The sequence below is a fragment of the Nostoc sp. genome (assembly GCF_036919595.1).
Classification (GTDB): domain Bacteria; phylum Cyanobacteriota; class Cyanobacteriia; order Cyanobacteriales; family Nostocaceae; genus Nostoc.
The window spans coordinates 1-17,690 of sequence record NZ_JBALCO010000100.1; the positions used below are offsets into that span (position 1 = coordinate 1).

14 protein-coding genes and 1 tRNA gene are annotated in these 17,690 nt (G+C 41.7%); 3 read left to right on the forward strand and 12 right to left on the reverse strand.

Annotated elements, in window-relative coordinates:
• The 8 genes from V7K21_RS15030 to V7K21_RS15065 form a co-directional block, all read right to left on the reverse strand.
• On the reverse strand, window positions 1-2,106 hold a 2,106-nt coding region (locus tag V7K21_RS15030; RefSeq protein WP_335175511.1), incomplete at its 3' end, for an NACHT domain-containing protein.
• A gap of 69 nt (window positions 2,107-2,175) precedes the next feature.
• On the reverse strand, window positions 2,176-2,616 hold the full coding sequence (locus V7K21_RS15035; protein ID WP_335175513.1) for a hypothetical protein: 441 nt from the start codon (window positions 2,614-2,616) through the stop codon (window positions 2,176-2,178).
• A 492-nt stretch (window positions 2,617-3,108) separates the two neighbouring features.
• Window positions 3,109-6,141 (reverse strand): hybrid sensor histidine kinase/response regulator, encoded by a 3,033-nt coding sequence (locus V7K21_RS15040; RefSeq protein ID WP_335175515.1) that lies wholly within the window; start codon window positions 6,139-6,141, stop codon window positions 3,109-3,111.
• On the reverse strand, window positions 6,086-6,379 hold the full coding sequence (locus tag V7K21_RS15045) for a hypothetical protein (RefSeq protein ID WP_335175517.1): 294 nt from the start codon (window positions 6,377-6,379) through the stop codon (window positions 6,086-6,088). The genes V7K21_RS15040 and V7K21_RS15045 overlap by 56 nt, the downstream gene beginning before the upstream one ends.
• A 14-nt stretch (window positions 6,380-6,393) precedes the next feature.
• Window positions 6,394-9,222, reverse strand: coding sequence for a methyl-accepting chemotaxis protein (locus tag V7K21_RS15050; protein WP_335175519.1), 2,829 nt, complete (start codon window positions 9,220-9,222; stop codon window positions 6,394-6,396).
• A 61-nt stretch (window positions 9,223-9,283) separates the two neighbouring features.
• Window positions 9,284-9,781, reverse strand: a complete 498-nt coding sequence (locus tag V7K21_RS15055; protein ID WP_335175521.1) for a chemotaxis protein CheW — start codon at window positions 9,779-9,781, stop codon at window positions 9,284-9,286.
• A 4-nt stretch (window positions 9,782-9,785) separates the two neighbouring features.
• Window positions 9,786-10,163 carry a response regulator gene (locus V7K21_RS15060; RefSeq protein WP_273763535.1) on the reverse strand — a complete coding sequence of 126 codons (378 nt, stop codon included), beginning with the start codon at window positions 10,161-10,163 and terminating at the stop codon, window positions 9,786-9,788.
• 209 nt (window positions 10,164-10,372) lie between these two features.
• Complete coding sequence (locus V7K21_RS15065; protein WP_335175523.1) at window positions 10,373-11,437, reverse strand: response regulator; 1,065 nt, start codon at window positions 11,435-11,437, stop codon at window positions 10,373-10,375.
• A gap of 505 nt (window positions 11,438-11,942) precedes the next feature.
• Between V7K21_RS15065 and V7K21_RS15070 the strand changes: the two genes are divergently transcribed.
• Window positions 11,943-12,308, forward strand: a complete 366-nt coding sequence (locus V7K21_RS15070) for an HAD family hydrolase (protein ID WP_335175525.1) — start codon at window positions 11,943-11,945, stop codon at window positions 12,306-12,308.
• 69 nt (window positions 12,309-12,377) lie between these two features.
• Here the strand turns inward: V7K21_RS15070 and V7K21_RS15075 are convergent, their stop codons facing one another.
• Together V7K21_RS15075 and V7K21_RS15080 are read right to left on the reverse strand one after the other, a co-directional pair.
• Window positions 12,378-12,794: a Pepco domain-containing protein gene (locus V7K21_RS15075; RefSeq protein ID WP_298910265.1), complete on the reverse strand. Its 417-nt coding sequence runs from the start codon at window positions 12,792-12,794 to the stop codon at window positions 12,378-12,380.
• A 28-nt stretch (window positions 12,795-12,822) separates the two neighbouring features.
• On the reverse strand, window positions 12,823-13,035 hold the full coding sequence (locus tag V7K21_RS15080) for a DNA-binding domain-containing protein (RefSeq protein ID WP_335175527.1): 213 nt from the start codon (window positions 13,033-13,035) through the stop codon (window positions 12,823-12,825).
• A 120-nt stretch (window positions 13,036-13,155) separates the two neighbouring features.
• Here V7K21_RS15080 and V7K21_RS15085 point away from each other — a divergent pair, with 120 nt between their 5' ends.
• The gene (locus tag V7K21_RS15085; RefSeq protein WP_335175529.1) at window positions 13,156-15,015 is read left to right on the forward strand and encodes an SUMF1/EgtB/PvdO family nonheme iron enzyme; all 1,860 of its coding nucleotides are present in this window, start codon (window positions 13,156-13,158) and stop codon (window positions 15,013-15,015) included.
• 349 nt (window positions 15,016-15,364) lie between these two features.
• On the opposite strand, the gene V7K21_RS15090 is transcribed toward V7K21_RS15085, so the two are convergent.
• Together V7K21_RS15090 and alr are read right to left on the reverse strand one after the other, a co-directional pair.
• A tRNA-Leu gene (locus tag V7K21_RS15090) sits at window positions 15,365-15,446 on the reverse strand.
• A 90-nt stretch (window positions 15,447-15,536) separates the two neighbouring features.
• On the reverse strand, window positions 15,537-16,724 hold the full coding sequence (alr, locus tag V7K21_RS15095; RefSeq protein ID WP_335175531.1) for an alanine racemase: 1,188 nt from the start codon (window positions 16,722-16,724) through the stop codon (window positions 15,537-15,539).
• A gap of 249 nt (window positions 16,725-16,973) precedes the next feature.
• Here alr and V7K21_RS15100 point away from each other — a divergent pair, with 249 nt between their 5' ends.
• Window positions 16,974-17,471 (forward strand): HNH endonuclease, encoded by a 498-nt coding sequence (locus V7K21_RS15100; RefSeq protein ID WP_335175533.1) that lies wholly within the window; start codon window positions 16,974-16,976, stop codon window positions 17,469-17,471.
• Window positions 17,472-17,690: the final 219 nt, after the last annotated feature.

Genomic DNA, 17,690 nt, shown 5'->3' on the forward strand with positions numbered 1-17,690 from the left:
GCCAGTGCCGATTTCCCCTAAGCTATCTGCTGCCTTCATACGGGTGTACTGATCCACAGTAGTTGATTGCAGCAGTTGCACCAAGGCGGCGATCGCATCTTTATTGCCTGTGCCGATTTCCCCTAAGCTATATGCTGCCAGCCAACGGGTGGAGTAATCCACAGTAGTTGATTGCAGCAGTTGCACCAAGGCGGCGATCGCATCTTTATTGCCTGTGCCGATTTTCCTTAAGCTATATGCTGCCATTAAACGGGTGCAGTGATCCACAGTAGTTGATTGCAGCAGTTGCACCAAGGCGGCGATCGCATCTTTATTGCCTGGGTCGATTTTCCCTAAGTTATATGCTGCCTGCCTACGGGTGTCGTCATCCACAGTAGTTGATTGCAGCAGTTGCACCAAGGCGGCGATCGCATCTTTATTGCCTGGGTCGATTTTCCCTAAGCTATCTGCTGCTTGCCTACGGGTGGAGTCATCCACAGTAGTTGATTGCAGCAGTTGCACTAAGGCGGCGAGCGCTTTTGTGCGGTCTGTTTGTTGCAATGCTGATTTAACTTCCTCTTTGATTGAACTGTGACTATCAATTGTCCACTTGACAATTTGCGCTACTATTTCATTTGCTCTAGATTTATCTTCTTTAGAATTACCTCTAAACTCTGCAATTCCTGCGGCTACTAAAAAGTAGGCGCGGTATTCATAAAATCCTTTATCTAAATCTTTTCTATTCCAATTGCCACATCCGTCTTTAAAGTTCACTAAAGTATCGATAAACTGTTGCTTTTGCTGCTTGAGGTTTTCTTCTTCTCGCCCTAACCAAAGTAATATTGTTTGCTTCCATTGTGGTTCAAAGATGCGATAAGTTCCTTGACTGGGATTTTTGTGAACATGATTAAGAAAGAAATGCCAGTCATCAATTGCTTTAGCAGCAAAGTACTCTTGAAATGAAGCATGAAAGAAAGCGTAAACAGGTTTTCTATTTGTATCTATCCCTACACAGTTTAGCCAGCCGCGATTTAGTGCCAATTTCAGTAGCGAATTTTTATCCTCAGTATCTCCCAAAAATTGACTAACAAAATCCTGCCGCAAGCGAAAACGGGTTGCTTCTTTGTCTATTGCTGCTTTCGCTAATTTCCCCAACTCGACATTGAGTTGCTGACGCTGGTCAGAATCTGTAACAAATTCCTCTTTTTTCCAGTTGTAGAAGTCATCAACAAATTGCTGATAGAGTCCCGCTTGAGTATCCGGTAATTTGCCATCTTCTGCTTGCCAATTCAAGCACAGCAGCGTCAACCGCAGAGGATTTTTCACTAAATCCTGAATCCGTTCCTTACCTGATTCTTTCAACGCAGTACATAACTGCTTCCCACTTTCGGGAATAGCAGTGAACCATCTGTGAATAAATCTCTCTACCTGTTCTGGATAAGAAAAATCTAAACTGCGATAAGTATCAAAATCATCAAGTGCATTAATGCTGCCATCCCACAAATTAACCCGACAGGTCAGCACAATTCGCACTTGAGCAATTAACCCTGCTTCACGGAATTGTCGGGCAATTTCAGTTAGAGGATTAGATGCGGACATTTCATCTAACCCATCTAGCAGCAACCACACATTATTTTGATTAAACAGAGCCACAAAATCATTCTTCAGTTGCTCGGTGGCTTCAGCTTTACCTATTTTCTCAGCAACCTGAGTCAACCAAGTCTTAAACAGATAAGATTTTAGTTCCTCACCTCGCAAATCTGCTAAAGATACCCAAATGACAATGGACTGGTCAATCTCACGAGATACCCAATCAGCAATCTGCTGTAACAGTGTTGTCTTTCCTGCTCCTGGTTCGCCAATAATTGCAATCCGCTTACCTTGACTTTTAGGCGTGTTCTTCTGTTTGAGAACTTCTTCAAGAAAATCATCATGCTCAAATGTTTTGGTGATTTCTGTCTCCTTGTACAGTTCTGACCCCTGTTCTGGAGAAATATCACCTTGACGCTTGGATGGTTTTTTGCGCTCAACTAATCCCAGTGGTACGTAAACATCATCAACTTGCAGGGCGACTCCTTCAGTTGATGTCAGAGGATTTGTAGTCAGCTTTCGCCGTTCTAAGAGCATTTTACGGCAGACTTCACGCCAGTCATTGGGGATTAAGTTTGTCCCATCCTCCCCTTGGGACGACTGTAGTCAAAACGTCAAGTTATTAGTTTGGTTAGTTATCTGTCCTTGATTTACAACCCCAATTTTTTCTGCTAGCTGCGTCAGATTTTGAATAGTTGGCTGTTGAGACTTGAGGGTATTTTCTATTTCTTGAATTTTTTGAGTGAGTTTTGGTTCTGCTTTTGCTGCTGCTTCTACTTCCACAACAGCTTGAGCAATTTCTGGGTCTTGTTCTGCTGCTGCTTTCAGTTCCAGCACTGCTTGACCATAATCTAAACGCTGCGGTTCATTTCCCTCAACAGCACTGGTGAGTAATGGCGATTTATTCTTCTGGCGGAGTAATCCGATTAACTTTCCACCTACCGTCCATGTAGCATCGCCGAGATTTTCGCCGATTTTATCTTGTGCTTTAGTCCAAAGCGTAGTTGCGATCGCAGTAGCAACAGCCGTCAGTGTTACAGTTACCATAAATTCACCACATATTGAATTGATATAGAAATTATTTCAATTGACACAAATAGTATTACGCAAAAGCTGGGCGATTATTACTCAGGACTTACGCCAAATCATGATAAAACGAACCGCAAAGGACGCATTCGCGCAGCGTCTCCAAGAGTTGGACACATAGACGCAGCAGCGGCTTCCCGCAGGGTAGGAATATGAGTTTCAGAGAGTTCTTGCGTAAGTCCTGTTACTGATATAATTCAGTTTTTTAACCCGCGCAGGCGGGTTTTATTTGTATAGCCGCGACTTCTAGTCACCAAGGCAATAACACACCCTACGAAAATATCTGAAATCTAATTATGAATTAACGCCGTGTGCAACTTTCTCTCAAATCTAACCCCTAACCTCTTCCCTGCTAGCGTTGGGGAGCAAGCATCAAAGCCTCTCTCCCTATGGGGGAGAGGAATGAAAGCGGGGTTCTAAGAATAAGTTGCACACGGCGTGAATTATCAATTTTTAATTAGACGCTGCCTTTTCTACAACATTACGAATTATTTCCTCTAGCGTTTGGAGTAGTTCTTGCTCGTTGTAAGGTTTAGAAAAGTAAGCCCGCGCCCCCAATTGCATAGCTAATTGCCGATGTTTATTGCTGCTACGAGAAGTCAGCATCGCGACTGGAATATTTTTTGTATCAACGTCTGAATTTACCTTACCTAAAAAGCCATAACCATCTAGGCGAGGCATTTCAATATCACAAATTACTGCCTCAACTCTCAATCCACTATGGAGTTTTTCTAAGGCATCTTGACCATCTTTAGCTTGTTCTACTTGATACCCTCCTTTTTCAAGGGTCAAAGCTAGAAAGCGGCGAACATTAATTGAGTCATCTACGATTAAAATTGTGCCTTTCTGCTTAACAGACGCTGCTGATATTTTATCTTCATCAAATATCAGGAACGGTGTCTTTAACCTTGCTGATGGTAATTGAGTTCCTCTAGGAGTCCGCCGATTTGTAGCAATCCAATACAGCAACTCATTGACATTAACTAGTGGCACTACTCGACCATCACCGAGAATTGTACAATTGCTAAAGCCTTCAGGTAAAGGTATATTTCCCTCGACTTGGCGAATAGCAACTTCTTGTTCACCCCAGCAACGGTCTATTTGGATTGCTACTGGCTGATTATTCCCTTTGACTACTAACACGCTGTTAGCATTAATCGCTGCCGGAGTCTCTAACTCTGAGGTATCATAGCGCAGGCAATTAAACTCTAAATAAGGAGTCAAGCGAATCAGTGGTAGCATAGTTCCTTGCCAATTTAGGACTTCACTACCTGCCATTTGAAAAACTCGTTCGTCTTGGAGTAAAGATATTTCTGAAATAACATCTGTGGGAAATGCCAATAGCATTTTGTTGATTTCTACCAGTAGAACTCGCGCTACAGAAAGTGTAAATGGTACTGATAGGGTGAAGGTAGTACCAACTCCTGGTTCCGTATCAACTTTGACATCTCCCCGAATTAGTTTGAGGTTGTTACGAACCACATCCATACCGACACCGCGGCCAGATAATGCTGTGACTTGCTCGGAGGTGGTAAAACCTGGTTCAAAAATTAGTGATAACAGTTCTTCATCACTAGCATTAGCGAGTAGAGAAGCATCCAATCCCATAGCTAGGGCGCGGATGCGAATTTTCTCTAGAGAAATGCCCCAACCATCATCACGGATAGTAATCAGGGTACGATTACTGCGGTGAGTAGCTGTGATTTCAATCAATCCTTGTTCTGGTTTACCCAAAAGGCGGCGGGTGGTAGAGTCTTCGATACCATGATCGAAGGCGTTCCTTAACAGATGCATTAAAGGTTCATTTAATGCTTCTAAAATGCTGCGTTCAATTAAAGTATTGCCACCTTCAATTTTTAACTGCACATTTTTCCCATACTCTACATTTAAATCGCGCAAGGCTCTGGGAAAACGTTCGATTAAATCGGACAGCGGCCGCATTCGGATGTGATTTAGCTTTGTTTGTAACTGTTTTGATGTTTTGTTTAGTTTCCGAGCAATTTGGTCTGTATCATCTACACTGAGTTGCACATCAGTTGTGACTTCCTGTACCTGAACAATGGTTTCCATAACTTCCTGCGATCGCAGGTTGAAATCGTTATAGCGATCCATTTCTAAGGGATCAAATTCTCTGTCTGTGCCTTGTATTTGGTGGCCATTTTCAGCTTGCGGTTGCACCCCAAGAGACATGGCTTGAGGAGAAATTTTGTCGTAGGCTGTACGTAACTCCTGGTTTTCTTGGTCGAGAACTTGGACTCGCTGCTTCAGGTTACGAACGAGTTTGCGTAATCTTTCTAGTTGCGAGTTTAACCCATTCCGCTGAACAATCAGTTCACCAAATAAATCATTAATTTGCTCTAGTTGTTTGCTGGGAACTCGGACGCTATTTTCATGAATTTCCCGCTCTTTCCCAACGCCATTTGGTTCTCCTTTGCCTTCGCCAAATCTGGTATCTGGAGAATTATGTTCTCTAGCAAATATTGTATTTTGCTCTGTGACATTGACAGCATTAACGTCATCGGCAAATTCTGCATCCAAAAATGTAAAATTGGCAGCGATACCTGTGGCGGGCTGCGCCAACGCTTCATGATTAATCCAATTTTCTCTAGTGTTTTCTGGTTGCCAAACAGATGTTGATACTACTTCTGTATCTGTGGCAATAACCTGTGGTATTACTTCTGCTTGTAATAGTGGCTGTGATTGCGTATAACTACCCAATTCAATTTCTGTAGGTAAGTTATCTAATTGATTTGTCAGGATCAAAGCTTGCGATCGCCGCCATGCTTGCAATGCTAACTGGGCAATTTCTGGAATGCGCGAGCTGCTAACAATTTCTAATTGCTGCGTTACTGACTCACAAAGCTTGGTAAAAGCAGCCAACTGGAGCATTTCCCCTAAACCGCCCAATTCAGTTGCCATGATCACAACTTCTTCATGCAAACCAGGCTGTTCACTATCTGCCAATATAGATTCTAGGCGCTGCAAGCACTCTTCTACTTCTGTGCCAAATAACAAGGGGATAATGTCTTGCCCATCTTCTGGGGATAGCATGGTTGAGGCATCCTCAGGGGTGGGGTCGCCCAAGCGATCGTGCAACTGATCAAAAATTGGGTAACAAAAGGTTACTAACCACTGATCTTCAACAACATTTCCTTCTGCAAGCAATTCTACAATCTGACGCAGCCAGTCAACTCCAGATAGCAATAAACTTTGTAACTGAGTATCAATTTCTAGAGAATTTTTTTTAGTTTTTAAAACTTTAAAGGAATCTTCCAGACGGTGAGATAAATCACTTAGCGATCTAAATCCCATCATCCCCGCGCCACCTTTGATAGAATGAGCAGCCCGGAGTGCAGCATTGATTTTATCCAAATCGATCCGGTTAGTAGTATCGATTTCCAGTAATACTCCTTCCAGGATATTTAAGTAATCAGTTGCTTCTTCCAAAAACTGCATCTGGATTTCTAGTTCTTTGTCTGTCAGCATAGTTTTTGTTAATAGTCAAACAATTTTGGATTTTAGATTGATCTATACCTAAATTCACAGGCTTGCCATTTAATTTTAGATTTGGGATAATAGAATTATTTTCCTGTTGAAATTCGCTTGCTCCAAACATTTTTATATTTTGAATCTTCTCTACCAAAAGTTCCGCCAACAATTCCCAAATCCAAAATTTAAAATCTAAAATTCGGCCATTTGTCAGTAGTAAGTAGTGAAAAAACAACTGACAGATGACCACTAACTAACTTTGAAAGTCTCTACAGCCTCTTGCAATTGCTGGGAAATATCCACAGTTTGTTGCAGAGATTCAGAAACTTGGCGAGAAGAATCGCTGGTGCGTTGTGATCCAGCAGCAATATCTTTCATCAATTGGGTGACACTTTGCGATGTTTCTACCTGAGATGCAGTTGCAGTAGAAATCGACTGCACCAAGGAATCAATTTGATGCGATACATCCAAAATTTGACTCAGACTTTGTTTAGCTGACTCCACAATTCGAGTCCCTTCTACCACTTGGGTGGTTCCTATTTCCATCGCCTGCACCACTTCACTGGTTTCTCGTTGGATATTTTCAACAATTTGTTCAATTTCTTGGGTTGCAGCGGCACTCCTGACTGCTAATTCGCCAACTTCTTCAGCAACTACAGCAAAACCTTCACCTTCTTCACCCGCACGCGCTGCTTCAATACCCGCGTTGATGGCAAGCAAGTTGGTTTGAATGGCGATTTGGTTAATCAAGGACACCACGCGAGAAATTTGTTGAGAAGATTCTCCTAAACGTTTCACTTTTTTAGCAGTTTCACCCACAGTTTCCCGCAAAGACAGGATATTTTGTACTGTCAAATCCATTGCGTGTCCACTCTGAGTGGCGCTGTAGGCGGCGTGGTTGGCAATGAAAGCAGCTTTTTCGGCGCTCTCGGCTACGGTTTGCATGGATTGGGTCATTTCGTCAACAGCATCGAGGGTGCGGTTTATTTCGGCAGCTTGGGTGAGTGCTTCCTCTGCTAAGTGGCGGATGGCTCCTTCGTTAGAGCCAATAGCAGTATTCACGTAGATAGCAGCCTGTTGAACTTGGGTAACAATATCCCGGAGGCTTTCCACAATGGAGTTGAAAAAGTCGGCAACAGTGCCTATTTCCCCAGAGGTCACGTCTGCACGCACTGTCAAGTCACCTCTGGCAGCACTTTCTACGTCGTTGAGCAGTTCTAAAAGTTGCTGTTGCAATATTTCTTTTTGATGCCGTTCGTCGTCAGAACCGATTACTGCAACATTCCTAGCTTGTTCTATCTCTTCTAACAACTTGGCTTGTTCCAAGGCATAGCCAATTTGAGTTGCTATCTGTTGAAACAAGTCAATTTCCGGCTGTTGCCAAACACGAGGAGTTTCGCAATGATGAGCAATTAATAAGCCGAGAAGTTGCTCTTGGGCTAGAATCGGTACAATCAAATGACCTTTGACAGCAAATTTTTCCAACAGTTGAATGTAACCATTGGCATTTTTCAAGCTTTGGTCTTGATGAATGTTAGCAACTGCTTGCACCCGGCTATCATGAGAAGTTTCTAGATAATGTTCCCGAAAATAGGGGTCGTCGATTTGCACTCCGATCATTTCTGGCCAATTACCAGTTACCGATTCAGCAATGACGATGCCATCCCAAGTATCTGGATTCAGACTATAAATGATTACCCGGTCTGTTTTTAGCGATCGCTGAACTTCTTTTACTGCTGCATGATAAATATCTTCGGTTTTGAGAGTTATCCGAATTTGTCGGGTAATATCTGCTAATAATTTTACGCCTTCAACATCCAGTTCTTGTTCCTTAACTAAAACCTGCAATTGTTCGGCCATCTGGTTGATATTTGCACTCAATACCCCTAATTCGTCTTCTCTTTCAATTTCCAGACGGGTATTGAATTTACCTTGACCAAGCTTTGCTAATGCCGCAGTAGCATTGATAATTGGCTGTGTAGTAACTTTAGCTAACCGAGATGCGAAAGCAGCTACAATCAATGCTGTCAGTGCTGTACCAATGGCTATAATCCACAACAATTGTCTTTGCGGCTCAAATAAAATTGCTGTATCTGTGGATAAAAGTACTTGCCAGTTTAAATCTGGCAAGCCGTCTAACTTACTGGCTGGTACGTAGCTGACTAGTTCTTGTTTTTTGTGAGTTTTGGGAACTTCTATAAAACTATCTACTTTTTTGGCTGCAAGGAGTTTAGCTAAATTAGAATACTCTCCCTTTGCCTGTTTCCCCAATAATTCTTGTTGTGGACTCAAGAAAACTGTCCCCGAAGCATCGAGCAAATAGTATTGTTGTCTATTGACTACATAGTTTTTGATGACTTCCTCTAAAGATTTTACGGGCATACGTGCTTGTACCACGCCAATAGTTTGGCCCGTGCTTGTCTCTTTCACAGGTGCAGCTATATAAATACTCGCTTTCCCTGTATTTTTTGCTGCTTCCGGTTTGCTGATTATAGGAATATCTTTTTGTAAAGCGTCTTGAAAATAGGTACGGTCTTTTTGGTTTTCCAGGGGTTCGCCTGTGGATTGCACAATCAAATTACCTTGGCTATCAAAGACAGCAACACTGTCATAAGCTTTGTAGGCTTCGACAACGCGATCTAGGACTGCTTGTTTTTCTTGAGTGGTGATACTGACACTAGCTTGGGAATTAGTCAAAAAAGGCAAACTTGATATTACCTGAACATCACCGTAGCGTCCCAACATAAAACGGTTAAGTTTATCACTTAAACCAGTGGCTTCGGATTGTTGAGATTGAGTAATTTGCTTAGTAATCGACTTGTTGGCAAAGCTAAAAGCGATCGCGCCTATGCCCAATACTGGTATTGTACCGATTGCGATCGCCAAAATAGTCGCTTTCTTAATCAATCCCAGCTTTGCAAAAGAGGCAATAGCCTGATTTAGGGAAGAATTATTAGCCGTTTCAGTAGTTAGCTTAGTTGGTAGCTTTACTACAGTACCAGTGATTTTTTGGGATGAAATCAGCGATGCTCGATTTTGAGCGCCACTACTTTGATTCGTGTTGGTTTTATTAAACATAAAAGTAGTTCTCCTAAGTACGTGAATAAGAACACTAAAAATCTTTTTTTAGTAGTACACTCTAATCACTGCGGAGAATAGAAGACTGCACAATCGCCTGTGCATCTAATACCAGTAATATTTCTTCCTGTTGCACAACGCACCCACATAAATAAGGAACTAAACTGGATGCCACTTGTCCTATAGGAGAATGAATAGCATCAGCTGCGAACTTAGTTGTACCTTTTATTTCTTGGACAACTAAGCCTAACACCAATGATTCCACCTGAATAATGAGCGCATTGTACTGTCGCAATCGATAATCTAGAGATTCTAAATTGAGCATTCTTGGCAAATCAACTACCCAAATTATCCGACTCCGCCAATTCATTAATCCTAATATGCAGGGGGGCATATTCGGCATCGAGGTGATAGATTCAATAGGCATAATGATTGCTTCTTGCGTATGTTTCATTGATAAAACAGCAGTAGTCTGTTGATTTAGCTGAAACTTTAGATAACCATCTGCTAAATTATTTTGGATTGGTTTTGAAGTAAGTGTAATGTTTGTACTAGTCATTGATTCAAATTACCACTGATTTAATAGTACGCAGAAGATGTTCGCGGGTGTAAGGTTTAGTTATATAGGCATCTGCACCTTGTTTCATTGCCCACAAACGGTCAATTTCTTGATTTTTAGAACTGCAAATGACAATCGGCACTTTTGCAGTAATCGGATTTCTTCTTAGAGAACGACACAATTCAAATCCACTCATTTCGGGCATTACTACATCAGTAACGATCGCATCTGGTTTTTCTAACACAGCTTTTTCTAAAGCTTCTTTTGCACCAGAAGCTTTAATTACGTTGTAACCACTCTCTTTAAGATAATGGCTCATTAATTCCAATTCGCTGGGAGAATCTTCTACAATCAGAATTGTGCCAAGTAAAGTCAGGCTCACTATTAAATCTCCTAAAAAGTAACTTAAGGCGATTAAATTTTGTATAAGAATTCAGGAGTTAGGAATCAGAATTCATAATGAAGATACCAATTTTATAAAATCGATATAAGAATAAAATAAATTGATGTGCCTTCTGCCAAACTATCAAGTCTTGAAATGTTTTTGCTAGTTGTCTCATTTCTTCTGACTCCGGAATCATGACTACTAAATTAACCAAGATGCTTAAAAACCATTTTTAGCAATTCTGATTGTGTAAAAGGCTTAGTCAAATATCCTGATGATCTGACTAACTTAGCCTTTGCCCTGTCGATAAATCCTGTTCTACCAGTCACCATAATGATCGGTGTATTTTTAAAAGCCGAATGTTTCCGTAATAAAGAACATAGTTCGTAGCCATCTAAGCTTGGCATCTCAACATCTAGCAAAATCAGATCGGGTTTACTTCGGAGAATTTGCATTAAAGCTTTCACCGGATCATTGATCATCACAACTGAAAAGGTGTTTTCACCCAAAAAGTGTTTGATAGAATTCAAAACTGTTTGGCTATCATCGATACAGGCAATTGTATATAGTTTTTTGCTAACAGTTGGCTGAGTAGTTTTATTCTCAGGAATATCAAAATTGATTTGTATCGGCAATTTTTGCCCAAGTTTTATTTGCAGTTGTGGCTGAACTTGAGACGGTTGTATTTTAGACAAAACTTGGGAACCTCTACCAGCCGGAATTGATGACTGGATATTTTGCCGATTTCGTAACTGCTTTTGACAGTGTTCAACAAGTAACCGCAAATCCAGGGAACAGAACTTTGGTAGTTCATCCAAAGAGCTTTCAGGACTGAATTCATAGCTACCTTCTTTTAAGCATAGAAATGATTCCAGTACTTCTTTTGCCAATTCGTCTATCAGCCTTGCTGCTTGCACAGAGGTGATATAGTCCTGATTTACTAACCAACAAATAGCTTGGTAATCCGCATTTGGTATTGATTGATGTTCATTTTTAATTTCAAACATCAGCCGCATCTGCACGCGAGTGGCGCTGTTGAGAGCAGGAATTTGCTGGCTCAAGCGTCGCAAGTGACTGTCAATGCGCTCAAATAGTTTATCTGAATAGGAGGCATAAGTAAGTTTCCCGTCCTCTAGATAGATTGACCAAGAAACTATTTCAGTAAATATATTTAAGCAGCCTGTAGCACGCCGACTGGTTAATTGTGCCAACAGAGATAGCGGATGTAGTTTCTGGAATAACCTGTAGCTACCTATAGGAGTTGTGCTCATTTTACTTTTACTTCAGCTAAATTCGATAGGTGTAAGCTAAATTTGTGCAGAGTTATTCCACAATTGCAATCAAGTAAAAAGGATAAAACACTTCTACTTTAAAATACATTAGTTTATGTTTAGGGATTATGGTGAAACTCAACGACAACAGCGTTATTTTCAAATGATCAAATCTCAGTAAATTCGTAAATTATTATTAATTTACTTCCTGTTACCGAGATTTACAGACATCTTTTGAGAATAAGACATAAAAATGTCAAGAGTATATGAAGCCACTTTCCATTGAGTAACCCCTATCTGACCACAGGAATAATACCGATTTTATAGGCGGTAATACATTTGAACTTATGTATTTACACTTAAGTAAAACATAGTTTTTAATTAGCTAAGGGCTAGATGAAGTCACTTTGTATCGAGTAACTTCAATTTGACCACAGCAATAATACTGATTTTCTTAACAAAAAGAAAACATAATTCAGAAGGGCTAATAATACCAGAAAAAGGCGTGAAATTAACCAAGTTTCCAGGTGAATTGTTCTGGTTATCCATAGTTTTAGAAACTATCCGCCAGATGGGATTAGAATTACAAGTCATATTGGATAAAGGTGCGGTGATGGTGCTACCCACAGGAATTAATAAAGCCACAGGGTTAGCCGCTGCTTTGGATGAGATACAGTTATCACCTCAAAATACAGTCGGGATTGGCGATGCAGAAAATGACCATGATTTCCTCAATTTTTGTGGTTATTCAGTAGCAGTTGCTAATACTTTACCAACGCTCAAAGAGCGTGTAGATTTTGTGACTAATAATAGTCGGGAGGATGGTGTTATAGAACTAATTGAAAAACTCATCACCTCAGATTTAGCTTAATTCGGGCATTAATTTGAGCAGGTTTATATAAATAAAAATGCCCAATTCCTACCCATATTCAAGTACCATTTATTTCCGCTTGAATTTAAAAGTCATCGCTCCTTTTCCTCCGGCTTTACCACCACCAATCCCGAACAAACTGATTTGTCCTTCACCATTGACTTCTACTGAGAGTTCCACCTCATTCAGCTGCATCTTAGAATCGGGTTGATCAGCTTCATCAAGCATTTCCCGCATTGCTTCCAGAAACCCCTTCATTTCTTGCTTGAGTTTAGTTACCTCTACTTTGTGTCTAGTAATTACTATTTCGTCTTTTTTTCGGCTCACAACTATTTCTTCAGTGGTTTCAACTCCAAGTCGTCCTCCTCTATCTCCACTACTTCTTGCTCCAATATTTCTGAATGTTTCATTGGTGGTACTTGATGTTTCCGCCGTTTCTTCGGTAATAATCCAGATGGCTTTTGGTGTTGAATTTTCTGCTGACATAAATTTAATTATTGAAATTATTCTTGATTTAACTGGCTTTTACCAAAGCTTCTAGCACCGCCGTTCTCGCTTCCAGTTCGGCAACTCTTTGGTTTAATGGTAAATTTTCAACACATCCTAAATAGTGCGCCAAAGCGCCAACTACTACCTCAGTTTTAGATGTGCCAGTCTGTTGAGCGTAGTTGTTAAGCTTTTCTAGAAGATACGGGGGAATTCTGACGGCAATTTGGGGTTTGGTCATGGCAGGCAATTATTTTTTAGTTTTAGACTATCGAACTGCATGACAGTGCATTACTATTATTCAGTAGTAACACGTAAACTTGCAATAGGGAAGAACAGATTAGTCAATACCAACGCAGAAATGGCTAAAAATTGGGCGATCGCGATCGGCATTAACCAGTACAATAATCTTCAGCACTTAAACTACGCCAAACTTGATGCCCTTGCTATGCGCGATTGGTTTGAAAAGGAAGTGCGGTTTGACAGAGTGTTTCTGTTTACAGAGGATTCAATTGCAATTCCCACTTCTCCACCCATTCCCACTCAGCCTACTTACGGTAACTTGCGGCGGTTTTTACGGGCAAACTTTGAAAATCCACTATTGGCATCAGGGGATAATCTCTGGTTTTTCTTTGCTGGTCACGGTTGTCGTGAAGCTGACCGTGATTATCTCATGCTAATGGATAGCGATCCAGGTGATGTAGAACATACGGCAATCCCTGTTGATTTTGTTACCCAAAGATTGCGCCGTAGTGGAGCAGATAATGTAGTGTTGTTTTTAGATGCCTGCCGCGATGAGGGAAGCAGGCGAGGAAAGGGTATTGGTGAAGAACATCAGGGAGTAGTCACCTTTTACTCTTGCAGTCCCAGTCAAAGGTCTTATGAAATTGAGCAGTTGCAACACGGCTCATTTACCCAGGCGTTGTTAGACGGGTTGAAGATTGCAGGTGAAGGAAACTGCGCCACAGTTGAAAGATTGGACAAATATTTACAATCAACAGTACCCACAATCAATCAAACGCACCGGAAAACTCCACAATATCCCTATGCGATCGCTGAACCAGCTAACAAATTACACTTAATTTTGTTACCCGATTATGCCACGCTGACTGATATTGCTACCATGAAACTTGACGCTTATCAAGCGGAAGTCAAAGGAGAGTGGGAATTAGCCAGACAGTTATGGATTCGCGTGAATGTGGCTGCTAGGGGTTCCGATCTGCAAGCAATTGAGGCATTTTCTAGAATTCCCCAGCGACTTGGAGAGTCTTCTGCACCTCCAAAAAATCCTGAAGTTATTACTTTACCAAGGGGAGATAGATCAGTAGTTTCTGAGCCAGCACCTACAGCACATCAAGCTGAACTACAGGTTTTTCAGTTTCAGGTGGTGAAGGTAAATGCAAGTGGTCAAGAGGTGAAACGAGACAGAAGTAAAGCCCAATATTTCACCGAAGACTTAGGAAATGATGTCAGCTTGGAAATGATTGCGATTCCCAGTGGCAAATTTCTGATGGGTTCACCATATTGGGAAGAAAATAATCACGAAAAACCTCAGCATGAAGTGACGGTTCAATCATTCTTTATGGGTAAACATCCAGTCACCCAAGCGCAATGGAGAAGAGTAGCAGCACTACCCAAACTTAACCGTGACCTGAGAGCTAATCCATCTGATTTCAACGGAGATAAACGACCAGTAGAGAAAGTATCTTGGTACGATGCAGTTGAGTTTTGCAATCGCCTCTCTAGATATACAAATAAGCAATATCGTCTACCTAGTGAAGCTGAATGGGAATATGCCTGTCGTGCAGGAACAAACACACCCTTTCATTTTGGCGAGACGATAACGACTGAGTTAGCTAACTACGATGGAAATTTTACTTACGCTTCTGCACCAAAAGGAAAAAATCGTGGAAAAACAATAGAGGTAGGAAGTTTTACACCCAACGCCTTTGGATTGTACGATATGCACGGGAATGTATGCGAGTGGTGTCAAGATAGTTGGCATGACAGTTATAAAGGAGCGCCACAAGATGGAAGTGCATGGATAGATAATGATAATAAAAATCAAATTCTGCGGGGCGGTTCCTGGCTCTACGGTCCTGGACTCTGCCGTTCCGCGTCCCGCGACAACTACAATTGGGTGGTGCGTTGGCTGGTGCGCGACTACTTCAGCTTCAATATTGGTTTTCGTGTTGTCTGCGCGGTTGGGAGGACTCTTTAGCCCTTTACACTTTAGCTCTTTAGCCCTTTGCTCTTATTTTCTTTACCCTTTTTGAGTGTAGCGAAGCGGAACGATCTAATTTTTTTTGAAAATCAAAGGCTGAATTTATAGAGAAAATTAATTAGGACTTACGCACGGATTACGATTTTACGTCATTACGAGCGTTGGCGCAGCCTCTCGTAGAGAAGCGAAGTAATCGCAAAAGCTTGGTTTTTCTTCACGATTGCGTAAATCCTATTAATCTTAAATTTATCTCAAATATTTAGGGTGTGTTTGCGTGGTGTAACGCAGCAGATTCTGAAAGCAAACCAGCGTTTATCCAATCACTCAGCGATCGCAAACTTACAAATGCGGATAAAAGGACTTGAACCTTCACTCCTTTCGGAACTAGAACCTAAATCTAGCGCGTCTGCCAATTCCGCCATATCCGCATCAGTTTACTATAATACCATAATAAATTATTTATGGAAAGGGAAAATGTGGGACAAGGGATAAATTAATTTCCTATGCCCCATGCCCAATTACATAACTGCAACACGAGGCAGACGATGCTTGAACCCGCAGAGAATTTCCCAGGAAATAGTGTTTAATTCTTCTGCCCAATCGTCGGCTAAAATTTGTTCTTTTCCCTGTTGCCCTAGTAAGGTGACTACTTCTCCTTCTTGGATATTGGGTATAGCACTCACATCCAGCATCAACTGATCCATTGTAATTGTCCCAATTTGCGACACCCGCTGACCGCGAATTAACGCTTGCATTTTGTTGGAAAGACCGCGAGGAACACCGTCAGCATAGCCAATTCCCACGACAGCGAGGCGAAGTTCACGCGGGGCAATAAATTGATGTCCATAGCTAACAGCGGTTCCTGCGGCAATTGTTTTAACTTGGGTGACTCGTGCTTTAAGTTCCAAAACGGGCTTGAGGTCGATCGCATTTTGTAAATGGGTTGCTGGGTAGAGTCCGTAAACGGCTAAACCTACTCGCACAATGTCGTAGTGCAATGCCGGATTTGTGAGTGCAGCCGCTGAGTTTGCCAAGTGCAAGCAGGGTGGTTGAATTCCCATTGCTTTGATTTGGGCGATCGCTTGCTCAAATCGTTTATGCTGTTCTTCCATTGCCGTGGTGTCAGGATCATCTGCTGTTGCCAAATGGGAATAAATACTGGCAATAGATAGATGTGGTAAGCGCTGCACTAATTGCACAAATTCGCCAGCTTGCTGCCAATTAGTTCCCAACCTGGACATTCCCGTGTCTAATTTGATGTGTACTGGGATAGGGGAACCATAATTCATGGATTCTAGGGCATCAGAAAATACCAAAGCTTGTTTAGGGCTACAGAGTGTCGGCTGAAGTTTCCAGTGAGCGATCGCATGAATCTGCTCTGGTGTATGAGTTGCTCCTAAAATCAAAATGGGCGCTTGAATTCCGCCTTCTCGCAATTGAATAGCTTCTGGAACTGTAGCGACTCCTAGCCAACTAGCTCCCGATTGGATTGCAGTTTGGGCAACTGTTACCGCTCCATGTCCATAAGCATCAGCTTTTACTACCGCCATCAACTGGGTACACGGTGATAAAAACTGCACCAATTGTTGTATATTGTATGACAACGCCCCTAAATCAATTTCTACCCAGGCTCGTTGCGAAAACCACGCGTAGGTGTCGCACTGCTGATTAGAAACTACACCAGGGATTTCTTTGCGACTTAACATTTGTACTGACTCCTATTCCACCACGGCTAAACTTCCAAGTTATCTATCTATACACGCTCCTAAAAGCGATATCAGATTAAATAGGAAGTTTACCCTTCATATTGGAATAGATACAAGGTGTTGCGGCACTAACTCTCAACTCATAACTTAATTTCCGAATTCTCCCGAAAGTATAATTTATTCTCATCTCCCTAGCAGGGTGTATTTGTGTTAATATTTATGTAAAGCTAATACCCTGAGCGCAGATAAATGGGGAAGGTTTTAGTCTTAAACGCATCTTACGAACCTCTCAATATAACGAGTTGGCGTCGTGCTGCGGTTCTGTTAATCAAGGGCAAAGCAGAACGCGTGGAACACAACGGTAAATTCCTTTATACGGATTTCCCGTTGCCGACCGTGATCCGGTTGCGTCATTATGTACGCGTTCCTTATAAAGAAATTCCTCTGACTCGCCGAAATATATTGCATCGTGACGGTCATGGCTGTCAATACTGTGGTTACACAGGGGATGAGTTGACCCTAGACCATGTAATACCGCGATCGCGCGGCGGGGGCGATACCTGGGAAAACATTGTGACCGCTTGTGTGCGTTGCAATGTCAAAAAAGGCAGTCGCACTCCCCACGAAGCTCATATGCCTTTGCGTCATCCCCCCCGCCAACCTTATAGCAGCCTCTATTTCGAGGTCAGCAAACATCTTAAGAGTGGACTGCATACAGAGTGGCAAAAGTATGTTATAGGTCTTTGACATGACGTAACCTAATTCTAAAAGCATAAAGAAATAGTCACAGGTCAGCGTTTGTGATTATTTTTAGAGTCTGGCTAAAATTGTGTTGGACACATTTGTTTTAACAAATTGTCTGTTGGCTCAGGGGGAGCATCCACTTTTGGCAGAAATACTCAAATAGCTAATAAACCATTGAGATAAGCACAACGAACCGAGAGGATGTGATTGACACTTTCAACA

Excerpts from the sequence above, each read along its gene's own strand:
- alr (WP_335175531.1), bottom strand. The coding sequence starts at position 16,724 with ATGTTAAGTCGCAAAGAAATCCCTGGTGTAGTTTCTAATCAGCAGTGC.
- V7K21_RS15055 (WP_335175521.1), bottom strand. The coding sequence starts at position 9,781 with ATGACTAGTACAAACATTACACTTACTTCAAAACCAATCCAAAATAAT.
- V7K21_RS15085 (WP_335175529.1), top strand. The coding sequence starts at position 13,156 with ATGGCTAAAAATTGGGCGATCGCGATCGGCATTAACCAGTACAATAAT.
- V7K21_RS15065 (WP_335175523.1), bottom strand. The coding sequence starts at position 11,437 with ATGAGCACAACTCCTATAGGTAGCTACAGGTTATTCCAGAAACTACAT.
- V7K21_RS15075 (WP_298910265.1), bottom strand. The coding sequence starts at position 12,794 with ATGTCAGCAGAAAATTCAACACCAAAAGCCATCTGGATTATTACCGAA.
- V7K21_RS15040 (WP_335175515.1), bottom strand. The coding sequence starts at position 6,141 with ATGCTGACAGACAAAGAACTAGAAATCCAGATGCAGTTTTTGGAAGAA.
- V7K21_RS15050 (WP_335175519.1), bottom strand. The coding sequence starts at position 9,222 with ATGTTTAATAAAACCAACACGAATCAAAGTAGTGGCGCTCAAAATCGA.
- V7K21_RS15035 (WP_335175513.1), bottom strand. The coding sequence starts at position 2,616 with ATGGTAACTGTAACACTGACGGCTGTTGCTACTGCGATCGCAACTACG.
- V7K21_RS15100 (WP_335175533.1), top strand. The coding sequence starts at position 16,974 with ATGGGGAAGGTTTTAGTCTTAAACGCATCTTACGAACCTCTCAATATA.
- V7K21_RS15080 (WP_335175527.1), bottom strand. The coding sequence starts at position 13,035 with ATGACCAAACCCCAAATTGCCGTCAGAATTCCCCCGTATCTTCTAGAA.